This window comes from Brevundimonas sp. (assembly GCF_016463485.1).
In the GTDB taxonomy this organism is placed as follows: Bacteria; Pseudomonadota; Alphaproteobacteria; order Caulobacterales; family Caulobacteraceae; genus Brevundimonas.
The window spans coordinates 1-11729 of sequence record NZ_JAEMRD010000105.1 but is presented as its reverse complement, the minus strand read 5'-3'; the positions used below and the strand labels follow the sequence as shown (position 1 = coordinate 11729).

Below are 11729 nucleotides of genomic sequence, written 5' to 3'. Positions count from 1 at the left end.
CCGCGCACGGGCCTAATCCCGATCACCGTGCCACACCTAAGAACTGGGTCCCCGCGTTCGCGGGGATGAGCGGAAAAGGATGCGAGCAGGGCTCACTGGTCCGCCCATCCTCAATGAATGGTCAAGGTTACGCTGTTTGGTCAATGTCGCGTTAAGCGCGAAATCAGGGCCGTTTCAGTAATCGATCCTCGCGATTCAGTTGAAACCGTGCGATAGGCAATGAAAGTTCGGTTCGACCGTCGGGGGATCGTCGTGCGCTTCGTCAGGCTGAAACGTCATCTTGCAGCAGCGGCCCGCGTCGGTCTGGCCGCGCTCGCCCTGACCGTGTCCGCCTGCGACGGCTCAAATATCCAGCTCCCCGGTTTCGACACGGCCCAGAGCGGCACCACCGCCCCCGGACCCCTTTCGGACGCCGAGGCCGCGCGGTTCCTGACCCAGGCGACGTTCGGTCCGACCCAGGCCAGTATCAAGACCATCCGCAGCACCGGCTATGCATCCTGGATCGACCAGCAGATGGCCATGCCGACGCCGTCGCATGTGACCTATGTCGATAACCGCCTGATCGACATGCGCGAGAGCAACGCCACGGCCACCCTTGCGCCCAGCCAGTTCTACGAAAGCTTCTGGAACTATTCATCGCGCAGCGACGATCAGTTACGGCAGCGGGTCAAGTTCGCCCTGTCCGAGATTTTCGTGATCTCCCTGCTGGACCCCAATATCGACACGCGCGGGGCCGCATCCTACTACGACATGCTGGGCGCCAACGCCTTCGGCAACTTCAGGACGCTTCTGGAGCAGGTCAGCCTGCACCCCATGATGGGCGTCTATCTGACCAGTATCGCCAACCAGAAGGAAGACGCCGCCACCGGCCGAAATCCGGACGAGAACTACGCCCGCGAAGTGCTGCAGCTGATGTCGATCGGCGTCAGCCAGCTGAATGCCGACGGTACGGCCCGGCTGGACAGCGCGGGGGCCCCCATCCCGGCCTATACGTCGGCCGACATCGCGGGGCTGGCAAAGGTCTTCACGGGCTGGAGCTGGTACCATCCGACGCCCACGGCCAATACGTTCGCTGGGCGCGTGAAGAACGCCGACGCCGCCATCCGCCCGATGATCTTCTACTCGGCCTATCATTCGACGTCGGAGAAGGCCTTTCTGGGCCGCACGATCGCCTCGGGATCGACCGACGGCCCCGGCGACCTGAAAATCGCGCTCGACACCATCTTCGCCCACCCCAATGTCGGGCCCTTCGTTTCCAAACAGCTGATCCAGCGGCTGGTCACCTCGAACCCCAGCCCGGCCTATGTCGCGCGGGTCGTGACGGTGTTCAACAACAACGGGGCAGGGGTGCGGGGCGACATGGCGGCGGTGATCCGCGCCATCCTGCTGGACCCCGAGGCGCGGCACCCGGACAACGCTGACAGCGCCGTCTTCGGCAAGGTCCGCGAGCCGATCATCCGGATGACCAACTGGATGCGGGCCTTCAACGCGACCTCGGTGTCAGGCGCATACCTGATCACTTCGACCAGCGCCAACACCTCGCTGGGCCAGTCGCCGCTCAGCTCGCCCTCGGTGTTCAACTTCTATCGGCCAGGATACTCACCGCCGAACACCCGGCTGGGCGCCGTCAACCTGTTGCAGCCCGAGTTCCAGATCGTCGATGAGGTCTCGGTCGCCGGCTATGCCAACACCATGCAGAATACGATCGGCAACGGCATCGGCACGGGCACCGACGTCCGCTCGACCTATGCCGCCGAGATCATGGTCGCGGGCGACCCCCTGCTGCTGGTGGACCGGATCGACACCCTGCTGATGTACGGCCAGATGTCGGGGGCTCTGCGGGCGCGCATCCTTGACGGGGTCAGGGGTATCGCGATCCCGGGCGGCACGGCGACCCAGGCCCAAATCAACACGGCCCTGACCAACCGGGCCAAGCTGGCGATCTATCTGACGATGATCTCTCCCGAATATCTGGTTCAGCGCTGAGGGGATGGGACGATGACGACACCCCTGGATAGACGCCATTTCCTGCGGGCCAGCGGTGCCCTGGGGATGCTGGGCGCGGCGGCGCCGTTTGCGATGCAGCTGGCGGCGGCGGGTTCGGCGGCGTCGCAGAGCGCACCCGACTATCGCGCCCTGGTGTGCATCTTCCTGTTCGGAGGTAATGACGCCAACAACATGGTGGTGGCGACGGACCAGGATTCCTACGACCGCTACTGGGCTGCGCGCCGCACGGGCGACGATCCCATCGCCCTGATGCCGCCGGGTGCCGCCCCCGTGCCGATCGGCGGCACCTCCTCGGTCACGGGCCGCACGGTCACCTCGGCGCGGATGCCCGAGGCCTGGGGCGGACTCCTGCCGCTGGTCCCGCGAACGGTGAATCCGGTGCCGGCGGGTACCAGCGCCAGCGTGCGCACCTTCGGTATTCACCCACTGATGGCCCCGGCCAAGACCCTGTTCGACGCCGGGCGGCTGGCGGTCGTGGCCAATGTCGGCACCCTGGTCCGGCCGATTACCAAGGCCCAGTATCAGGCGCGCACGGTCTCCTATCCCGCCAACCTGTTCTCGCACAACGACCAGCAGTCGACCTGGCAGGCTGGGGCCGGGGAGGGCGCCAAGGTCGGTTGGGGCGGCCGGATGGGCGACATCCTGGCCAGCCAGAACGGCACCTCCAGCCTGTTCACCGCCATCTCCACGGCCGGCAATGCCGTCTGGCTGTCGGGTCAGTCGATCGTCCAGTATCAGCTGTCCACCGGTGCCCAGCCCGGGGTGGTGATCAACGGGGCCACGGGCACGTCCCTGTTCGGCTCCAGCGTCGGCCCGGCCAAGGCCCGGGAGATCCTGCAAGGCAGGTCGACGACCAGCCTGGCCGGCCTCGACTATTCCACCGTCACCGAACGCTCCATGGGCGCGGCGTCGACGCTGAACAGCCTGTTTACCCAGTCGCTGTCTGCCGCCATCCCCGCGCCACCCGCCTATACGAACCCGGTCTCCGGCCTGACCGAGACCAACAGTCTGGCGGTCCAGCTCCAGACCGTGGCCAAGGCGATCGCCAGCCAGCGCACCACCGGCGTGAAACGCCAGGTCTTCTTCGTCAGCCTTGGCGGCTGGGACACCCACGACTTCCAGAACTCGGCCCAGTCCAACAACCTGTCCAAGGTCGCGGCGGCCATGGCCTATTTTGACGGCGCGCTGAGCTCGATCGGGGGCGTGGACATGCGCTCGAACGTGACGACGTTTACCGCCTCGGACTTCTCGCGCACCTTCACCACCAACGGCGACGGCACCGACCACGCCTGGGGCGGCCATCAGCTGGTCATGGGCGGCAGCGTCCGGGGCGGCGACATCTACGGCCAGTTCCCGACCGTCGGCGTGGATCTCGGGTCGTTCAGGAACCCCGACATGGCCGGCAACGCCCTGGTCCCGACGACGTCGGTGGATCAGTACGCCGCGACGATGGGGCGGTGGCTGGGAGTGTCGGAGGGCAACCTCGACCTGATCTTCCCGAACCTGAGGAATTTCGCCTCGCGGGGGTTGGGTTTCCTGTAGGGGCGTCCTGGCCCTGCCAGACCGAGGCTGGAGCTGATCGGCTCCGCCGAACGACTCAGTGCGGGTTTGGCGGGGTCGAACCAGACTGACGGCCAAAGATTACATCAGTCGCTGCCTGCGCGCGTCCGCGGGCTCTTTCGGCCCGCACGGGATCTGGATGGGGCTCGACCTCCATCATCCATGTCACTCCTGCCGGGGGAGCGAGGTCGGGACAAAGCATCTGAACAGTTCTGCGCCCTTGGCTGTCGAGGCTACGATCAAGCCATCCGATCTCGCCGTCCAGATTTCGGTCGGCACGTGTGGGACCCCCTATCTCGATCTCCCAATACGGAGGTTTGGGCGGCAAAGGCGGCATTCCTGCAATCGTGACGACGACACCCGGTTCATTGCGCCATTTAGCGATGACGGAAACGGGCTCAACGAAACCGTCGATATCGATCAGGCCGCATCCGATACGCCGGTCAGCCTCATCAGAGCCTCTGAAACCGAGAGACAGAACGCGCGATTGGGGTCGCTGAGCAATCAAGGCGGCCCGAAGGGTGCCGTCATCAGGCCGGGGGGGCCGCGTCTCCTGAGTCACAGCCATGAGAAGCAAGCCAACAATCAACATACTGAACTCGCTACAAAACGCTTAGCCCACCTTCACCCGCACCGCCGCCTCCGGCAAGTCCTCGCCGAACGCCCGCTGATAGAACTCGGCAATGGTCGGCCGTTCCAGTTCGTCGCACTTGTTGAGGAACGTCAGCCGGAAGCTCAGGCCGACGTCGCCGCCGAAGATGATGGCGTTCTGGACCCAGGTGATGACGGTGCGCGGCGACATGACGGTCGAGATGTCGCCGTTCATGAAGGCGTTGCGGGTCATGTCGGCGACGCGGACCATGGCGGCGATCTTGCGGCGGCCTTCGGCATCGGCCCATTCGGGGGCCTTGGCGGCGACGATCTCGGCCTCGACGTCGTGGTCCAGGTAGTTGAGCGTGGTCACGATGTTCCAGCGGTCCATCTGGCCCTGATTGATCTGCTGGGTACCGTGATAGAGGCCCGATGTGTCGCCCAGCCCGATGGTGTTGGTCGTGGCGAACAGCCGGAACCACTTGTTGGGGCGAATGACGCGGTTCTGGTCCAGCAGGGTCAGGCGGCCTTGCGCCTCCAGCACGCGCTGGATCACGAACATCACGTCGGGGCGGCCCGCGTCATATTCGTCGAACACCAGGGCGATCGGCCGCTGGATGGCCCAGGGCAGCATGCCCTCGCGGAACTCGGTGATCTGTTTGCCGTCCTTCAGGACGATGGCGTCCTTGCCGACCAGGTCGATGCGGCTGACGTGGCTGTCCAGGTTCACGCGCACCAGGGGCCAGTTCAGGCGGGCGGCGACCTGTTCGATATGAGTCGATTTGCCGGTGCCGTGATAGCCCTGGACCATCACCCGGCGGTCGAAGCTGAAGCCCGCGCAGATGGCCAGGGTGGTCTGGGGGTCGAAGCGATAGCTGTCGTCGATTTCCGGCACATGGCTGTCGCGCTCGGCGAAGACAGGCACGGTCATGTCGCTGTCGACGCCGAAGATCTCGCGCACGCTGGCGTGGCGGGCGGGTTCAAGCGTCAGCAGGGGATCGGGGGTGGCGTCGAGCAGGGAGGTCATGCCTCCTCCTAGAGGCACCGCGCGCGAGGCTCAACATGCGCGCGGTGCCGCAGGGATTTATTCCGCGCTGACGCGAACGTCGACGCCGCCACGGGTGGCGTTGGAATAGGGGCAGACCTGATGGGCGCGCTCGACCAGCTTCTGGGCCGTCGCCTGATCCAGGCCGGTGTCGGTGACCTTCAGGGCGACGTCCAGGTTGAAGCCTTCGCCCCTGGTGTTCTTGCCGAATCCGACCGAGGCCTCGACCTGGGTGTCCGGGCCGACCGGCGTGCCGGCCTCCTTGGACACCAGACGCAGCGCGCCCAGGAAGCAGGCGGCATAGCCGGTGGCGAACAACTGTTCGGGATTGGTGCCGGGGCCGTCGTCGCCGCCCATGGCCTTGGGCACCGACAGGCTGACGTCGATCTTGCCGTCGTCGGTGTGGGATCGCCCGTCGCGTCCGCCGCCGGAGGCGGTGGCGTGGGCCTTGTAGAGAATGTCCATGGGGGGCTCCTGTGAGGTGGGAGCCAGATATAGTGCGTCCCTCTCCCATCGGGAGAGGGCTTGAGGCTCGCAGAGCGAAGCGATGCGTCTCAGCCGAAAGGGTGAGGGGTTACCGTGCGAACCGGTGAGGGCACGCCCCTCACCCTTTCGCGCAAGTCCGATCGCCTGACGGCTCCCGGGCGCTCAAGCCCTCTCCCCATGGGAGAGGGAGGTGTTAAGCGATCCCCGCCTTCTTCAGCGTCTTCCAGGCCTTGATGACGCGGACCAGCTTGGCTTCGGCGCCGCGATCGCCCTGGTTGTGGTCGGGGTGACAGCGTTTGAGCAGGTCGTGGTAGGCGGTCTTGATCGCCTCCTTGGTGGCACCGGGCTCCAGGTCCAGGTCGGCCAGGGCGCTGCGTTCGATCTTGCCGACGCGGCGATCCTCGGTCGGCGATTGCGGGGCCTGATCACCCTTGCGTCCGAACAGGCCATAGCTGTCGCGCCACGAGCCCGTGCCGGTCGTGTTGGCCGTGCCCATCTTGGCGGCGAAGGTCGCGGCCTCGCGGGAGTTCTTGGAGGCCTTCATATCCCAGGTGGGACGGCCGCCCGTCATGGCCTCGTTTTCCTTGGCCGCGCGGATCTGGGCCTCGTTCATGCCGGCGTAGAAATTCCAGCTCTTGTTGTACTCGCCTGCGTGCGACTGACAGAAGTCATAGAAGTCGTTCAGCCGTTCGCGCGACTTCGGGGCCCGCGCGGTGGCGGCCTTGCGGCACTCGGGCCATTCGCACGGCTTCTCGCCGGGCTTCAGGCGCAGGACGTCGGCTTCCGCCTCGGCCTCCCCGGGCTTGAGCGGCTTGATCCGCATATCCTTGAAGCGGGGCTTGTATTCAAATGACGCAGGCATTGGGCAGAGTGTAAGGTCGATTTGGTCATCATCAAGGATGCTTCGATGCCGGAAGGCCCAATCGCGACGATTATCCGCGAAAAACTCAACGCCGCGCTCCAGCCGACACGGCTCGAGATCGAGGACGACAGCGCGCGGCACGCCGGGCACCACCATGAGGGCGGCATGGACGCCAGACCCGGCGGCGAAAGCCATTTCAACCTGATCGTCGTCTCGGCCGCCTTCGAGGGCATGAACCGCGTCGCCCGCCAGCGCGCAGTCAATACTGCCGTCGCCGAGCAGCTGGCCGGGCCCGTCCACGCCCTTTCGATCCGCGCCATGACACCCGCAGAGGCCGCAACCGGCTGAAGATTCGCGTTCATCCCGTCTTAGACAGTCTGTGCGCAGATGGTCACGGGACTGTTCAGAAGCCGGAATTTCAATGGTTGGATCCGAGGGTATCGGCAACGGACTGGCGTCCGACAAGGATGCCGGTGAGGCCGCTGTGGCCCTCATGGCGATTCTGCAGACCCAGTATCTGCGTTATCTGATCATCGCCAGCTGGGCCCTTGGCCTGGTGGCCACCGTCGGCTGGGTCCCGGCCATGATCTGGTTCATCTGCACCCTGGGGGCCGGCGCAGTGCGCGGCGCCTTTGAAAAGCGGATGGCCGGAAAGGTCGGCGCGGGCTGGGGGATGATCTTCCCGGCGGTCGCCACCATCACAACCTGCGCCTGGGCCGCAGCGCCCCTGATGGCCTGGTTCTCGCCCAGCCCCTTCGGCCAGTCGCTGGCAGTCGCCCTGTTGATCTCCGGCTATGTTCTTGTCTTTGCCCAGCTGCGCAGCTCGCCGCGCCAGGCGATCGTGATCTCGTCGCCCTATGGCCTCGTCGCCCTGGCCCTCCTGGCCAGCCTGTGGGGCGGTCCGCTATTCTGGCCGTTCCTGGGCGTGATCCCCTTCACCGCCGCCGGAATGTTCGTTCTGGTCACCATGACCATGCTGCGCGAGGAGCGAATCCGCGCCTTCCAGGAGCATCAGTCGCACCTGATCGCCGAGCTTCAGGCCGCGCGCGACAAGGCCGACGCCGCCAACAACGCCAAGTCCAACTTCCTCGGCATCATCTCGCACGAGCTGCGCACCCCCATGAACGGGGTGCTGGGTGCCGCCCAGCTGCTGAGCGCCACGCGGCTGGAGCAGACCCAGCGCGACTATCTGTCGATCATCCGCAACTCGGGCGACAACCTTCTGAGCCTGCTGAACGACATCCTCGACATGACCAAGATCGAGGCCGGCAAAATGACCTTCGAGCTGGCGGACGTGAACCTGAACGACCTGCACGGCCGAGTTACAGGCCCGTTCGTAGCCCAGGCCGAGGCCAAGGGGCTGGAGTTCGTCTCGCACTTCACCGGCGAACAGCCGTCTGTCGTCCGCGGCGACCCCTTGCGGGTCTGTCAGGTTATCCAGAATCTGCTGTCGAACGCCGTGAAGTTCACTGAACGCGGCAAGATCGAGTACGTGATCCATGCGACCCGCGTGAACGACAAGCGAGTGCGGTTCGACTTTTCCGTCACCGATTCGGGATCGGGGATCACCCAGGAGGATCTGGCCCGGCTGTTCCAGCCCTTTACCCAGGTCGACGCCTCGTCCACCCGCCGGTTTGGCGGAACGGGCCTGGGCCTGACCATCGCGCGGCGCATGGCCAACATCATGGGCGGCGACATCGCCGTCACCTCCGAGATCGGTGTCGGCTCGACCTTCACCCTGACCGTCGAGGCCGAGGTGGTCGCATGGTCGGCTGTCGAGGCCGCCGCCCCGATCCATGCCGAGATCGAGAACGGGGGCTCGCTAAGCGTGCTGGTCGTGGAGGATCACCCCGTCAACCGCATGATCCTGGAGGCCTGGCTGGCCTCGGCGGGGCACGCCACCGCCTCGGCCGAGAACGGCCAGATCGCCGTCGATGTGGCCCGTGACCAGGCCTTCGACCTGATCATCATGGACGTGAACATGCCGATCATGGATGGCCTGAGCGCGACACGGCTGATCCGCCAGGACGGTGCCAATGCGGAGACTCCGATCGCCGTCCTGTCCGCCTCGGCCCGGCGCGAGGATCATATGGCGGGGTTGGACGCCGGCGCCGACGCCTATCTGAACAAGCCGATCGACTTCGCGGCCCTGGCCGTGTTGATCAACCGCGTCGGCGGTGGCCGAGGTGCCGTGCGCGCGTTGCAGGAACAAGGCGAAATCTCGGTCGCCGCCTGAACCTGACCTGACCACGGCCGTTCAGGTCGGGCTCAAACGGCGAGGACTAAACCTCGGGGCAAGTCGAAGGTTCGACCGTCCCCCAAGGAGAAGTCGCCATGAAGAAGTTCATCACCGCCGCCGTCGCCGCGGTCATCGCCACCAGTTCGCTGGGTCTGGCCGCCACCACCGCCAGCGCCCAGGCGCGCGGCTACGAGCAGACCCAAGATCGCCGTGACGACCGTCGCGATGATCGCCGGGACGACCGCCGAGACGATCGTCGCGACGTCCGCGAGGACCGCCGCGAGTACCGTCAGGACGCCCGCGAGGATCGTCGCGAATATCGGCAGGACCAGCGCGCCTACGCTCGCTATCAACGCGCCGAACGTCGCTACAACGCTGGTCGCTGGCAGCAGCCGCGCGGTCATCGCTACCAGCCCTATGGCTATGGTCAGCGCCTGCCCAGCGCCTACAACGCCTATGTCATCAACGACTACAACCGTTACGGCCTGCGCGCGCCGCCCCGTGGATACCACTACGTCCGCAACGGCAATGACGTGGTCCTCGCCGCCGTCGCCGGTGGCCTGATCACCGCCGTGATCGCCGGGCTTTTTAACTAAGGGGCTTACCGCCCTTCGGGCTACTTGAGGCCGATCAGCGTATGATGACACAGCCCCGGAGGGAAACCTCCGGGGCTTGTTTCGTTGTGCTGTGACGCTGACGCCCGGCGTGCATAGTGGGACCCGATGCGCGCCTTTGCCGAACTTCTGGATCGCCTGTCGCTGACGGCCTCGCGCAACGCCAAGCTGGTGCTGCTGCGCGACTATCTGAAGGCCACGCCCGATCCCGACCGGGGCTGGGCCCTGGCGGCCCTGACCGGCGACCTGACCTTCAACGACGCCAAGCCCGCCATGATCCGCCGGGCGGTCGAGGCGCGGGTCGATCCGGTCCTTTTCGGCTGGTCCTACGACTACGTAGGCGATCTGGCCGAGACAGTGGCCCTGATCTGGCCCGGCGACCCCGACCGCCGGCCCAACCGCGAACCCGAACTGGCTGAGGTCATCGATGCCCTGTCCACCGCCAAGCGCGGCGAGGTCCAGGGCCTGATCGAGGGCTGGCTCGACGCCCTGGCCCCCAAGGGCCGCTGGGCCCTGCTGAAGCTGCTGACCGGCGCCCTGCGCGTCGGCATGTCGGCCCGTCTGGCCAAGACCGCCACCGCCATGATCCGCCCTGCGGCCGTCAGTGAACCCCCCGACCCGGACGGTGGCGAGACGACCGTCGCCCTCGACCCCGTCGACGTCTCGGAGATCGAGGAGGTCTGGAACGGCCTGGAACCGCCCTACGCCGACCTGTTCGCCTGGCTGGAGGGCAGGGGAGAGCGCCCCAGCACCACCGCGCCCGGCCGCTTCCGCCCTGTCATGCTGGCCGTCGCGATCGACGAGGCGGTCGATTTTGCCAGGCTGGACCCCGCCGACTACGCCGCCGAATGGAAGTGGGACGGCATCCGCGTCCAGGCGGTGCGAGAGGCCGGCGTCGCCAAACTCTATTCTCGCACCGGCGACGAGATCTCGGCCTCCTTTCCCGACGTTATGGCCGGCCTGACCTTCGAGGGGGCGGTAGACGGCGAACTGCTGGTCTGGAGAGACGGGGTGGTGGCCCCGTTCGGCGACCTGCAACAGCGGCTGAACCGCAAGACCATCGACGCGAAGACCATGGCGGCCTTTCCGGCGGCGGTCGTCGCCTATGACCTGCTGGCCGACAATGGCGAGGACCTCCGCGCCCTGCCGCTGCGCGACCGTCGCGCCCGACTGGAGGCGCTGATCGCGGCCCACGCCGGCGATCGCCTGCACCTGTCGCCCGATGTTCCGTACGCGGATTGGAGCGCGCTCGGCCGCCTCCGCGCCGATCCGCCGGTGGGCGCCGCCGCCGAGGGGCTGATGCTCAAGCGGTGGGACTCGGCCTATGTCGCCGGTCGCCCCAAGGGGCCGTGGTTCAAGTGGAAGCGCGACCCCCACACCCTGGACTGCGTCCTGATGTACGCCCAGCGCGGCCACGGCAAGCGCTCCAGCTTCTACTCCGACTTCACCTTCGGCTGCTGGACGGAGGAAGGCGCGCTATCTCCGGTCGGCAAGGCCTATTTCGGCTTCACCGATGACGAACTCAAACAGCTCGATAAATTCGTTCGCGACCACACCCTGGAACGGTTCGGCCCGGTACGGTCGGTCCGCGCCGAACGCGATTTCGGCCTGGTGCTGGAAATCGCTTTCGAAGGCCTGAACCGCTCATCCCGCCACAAGTCCGGCGTCGCCATGCGCTTCCCGAGGATCAGCCGGATCCGCTGGGACAAGCCGGCGCGCGAGGCTAACACGCTGAACGACGTCATGGACATGCTGGACGCGATCGAGGCTGGTGGAGGGCGGCTGGCCACGGTCGTAGTTGCGTAATTCGCGCGCCGATCCCGTGTCGAAAACACGATCTGACGCGCTGCCATTGTCTGGAGCACACGAAGCCGGCGTTTTCCCGGGAGCCGATCAGGGTTTTGCCTGAGCAATGGTAGATGGCATGAAAGCCTCGCATTCGGCGAGGGCATCGCGCGTCTGAGTACGGCGATCGCTTGCAACCGAGAGCCTCCTCTGCCAAAACGCGCGACCCAATGAGTTGCGATTTTTAGCGAAGAGACGAAAACGAGACGCGTGTCTTCGGTAGGGTCAGGTAACCCATTGAATTTGCGGGTATAGTATAATGGTAATACAGCAGCCTTCCAAGCTGAATATGTCGGTTCGATTCCGTCTACCCGCTCCAGGTTTTTGATAGCATCCAGCGCCCCTCAACCCGGGCCATCAGGAGTTTGGCCATGGCCAAGGAAAAGTTCGAACGTAACAAGCCGCATTGCAACATCGGCACGATCGGTCACGTTGACCACGGCAAGACGACGCTGACGGCGGCGATCACGATGACGCTGG

Annotated in this window: 10 protein-coding genes and 1 tRNA gene; 8 read left to right on the top strand and 3 right to left on the bottom strand. The window is 65.8% G+C overall.

The window, feature by feature from the left end:
* Positions 1 to 219: 219 nt before the first annotated feature.
* The gene (locus JHC99_RS13605; RefSeq protein WP_292154927.1) at positions 220 to 1986 is read left to right on the top strand and encodes a DUF1800 domain-containing protein; all 1767 of its coding nucleotides are present in this window, start codon (positions 220 to 222) and stop codon (positions 1984 to 1986) included.
* Between the two features lie 12 nt (positions 1987 to 1998).
* On the top strand, positions 1999 to 3549 hold the full coding sequence (locus JHC99_RS13600; RefSeq protein WP_292154926.1) for a DUF1501 domain-containing protein: 1551 nt from the start codon (positions 1999 to 2001) through the stop codon (positions 3547 to 3549).
* A gap of 631 nt (positions 3550 to 4180) precedes the next feature.
* On the opposite strand, the gene cobS is transcribed toward JHC99_RS13600, so the two are convergent.
* The 3 genes from cobS to JHC99_RS13585 form a co-directional block, all read right to left on the bottom strand.
* Positions 4181 to 5185 carry a cobaltochelatase subunit CobS gene (gene cobS / locus JHC99_RS13595; protein ID WP_292154925.1) on the bottom strand — a complete coding sequence of 335 codons (1005 nt, stop codon included), beginning with the start codon at positions 5183 to 5185 and terminating at the stop codon, positions 4181 to 4183.
* A gap of 57 nt (positions 5186 to 5242) precedes the next feature.
* Positions 5243 to 5668: an organic hydroperoxide resistance protein gene (locus tag JHC99_RS13590; RefSeq protein WP_292154924.1), complete on the bottom strand. Its 426-nt coding sequence runs from the start codon at positions 5666 to 5668 to the stop codon at positions 5243 to 5245.
* A gap of 214 nt (positions 5669 to 5882) precedes the next feature.
* The gene (locus JHC99_RS13585; RefSeq protein ID WP_292154923.1) at positions 5883 to 6551 is read right to left on the bottom strand and encodes a J domain-containing protein; all 669 of its coding nucleotides are present in this window, start codon (positions 6549 to 6551) and stop codon (positions 5883 to 5885) included.
* A gap of 45 nt (positions 6552 to 6596) precedes the next feature.
* Between JHC99_RS13585 and JHC99_RS13580 the strand changes: the two genes are divergently transcribed.
* The 6 genes from JHC99_RS13580 to JHC99_RS13555 all read left to right on the top strand — a co-directional run.
* Entirely contained in the window at positions 6597 to 6899 is a 303-nt protein-coding gene (locus JHC99_RS13580; RefSeq protein WP_292154922.1) for a BolA family transcriptional regulator, read from the top strand.
* A gap of 73 nt (positions 6900 to 6972) precedes the next feature.
* Positions 6973 to 8787, top strand: coding sequence for an ATP-binding protein (locus JHC99_RS13575; protein ID WP_292154920.1), 1815 nt, complete (start codon positions 6973 to 6975; stop codon positions 8785 to 8787).
* Between the two features lie 98 nt (positions 8788 to 8885).
* On the top strand, positions 8886 to 9386 hold the full coding sequence (locus tag JHC99_RS13570) for an RcnB family protein (RefSeq protein WP_292154919.1): 501 nt from the start codon (positions 8886 to 8888) through the stop codon (positions 9384 to 9386).
* A gap of 126 nt (positions 9387 to 9512) precedes the next feature.
* Complete coding sequence (locus JHC99_RS13565) at positions 9513 to 11210, top strand: cisplatin damage response ATP-dependent DNA ligase (RefSeq protein ID WP_292154918.1); 1698 nt, start codon at positions 9513 to 9515, stop codon at positions 11208 to 11210.
* 284 nt (positions 11211 to 11494) lie between these two features.
* Positions 11495 to 11568 (top strand) — tRNA-Gly (locus tag JHC99_RS13560).
* A gap of 52 nt (positions 11569 to 11620) precedes the next feature.
* A partial coding sequence (locus JHC99_RS13555; RefSeq protein ID WP_292154928.1) for a GTP-binding protein occupies positions 11621 to 11729 on the top strand: 109 nt, incomplete at its 3' end.

What these genes read in the sequence shown, in the direction of transcription:
- JHC99_RS13580 (WP_292154922.1), top strand. Translation starts at nt 6,597, where the DNA reads ATGCCGGAAGGCCCAATCGCGACGATTATCCGCGAAAAACTCAACGCC.
- JHC99_RS13585 (WP_292154923.1), bottom strand. Translation starts at nt 6,551, where the DNA reads ATGCCTGCGTCATTTGAATACAAGCCCCGCTTCAAGGATATGCGGATC.
- JHC99_RS13605 (WP_292154927.1), top strand. Translation starts at nt 220, where the DNA reads ATGAAAGTTCGGTTCGACCGTCGGGGGATCGTCGTGCGCTTCGTCAGG.
- JHC99_RS13565 (WP_292154918.1), top strand. Translation starts at nt 9,513, where the DNA reads ATGCGCGCCTTTGCCGAACTTCTGGATCGCCTGTCGCTGACGGCCTCG.
- cobS (WP_292154925.1), bottom strand. Translation starts at nt 5,185, where the DNA reads ATGACCTCCCTGCTCGACGCCACCCCCGATCCCCTGCTGACGCTTGAA.
- JHC99_RS13590 (WP_292154924.1), bottom strand. Translation starts at nt 5,668, where the DNA reads ATGGACATTCTCTACAAGGCCCACGCCACCGCCTCCGGCGGCGGACGC.
- JHC99_RS13575 (WP_292154920.1), top strand. Translation starts at nt 6,973, where the DNA reads ATGGTTGGATCCGAGGGTATCGGCAACGGACTGGCGTCCGACAAGGAT.
- JHC99_RS13600 (WP_292154926.1), top strand. Translation starts at nt 1,999, where the DNA reads ATGACGACACCCCTGGATAGACGCCATTTCCTGCGGGCCAGCGGTGCC.
- JHC99_RS13570 (WP_292154919.1), top strand. Translation starts at nt 8,886, where the DNA reads ATGAAGAAGTTCATCACCGCCGCCGTCGCCGCGGTCATCGCCACCAGT.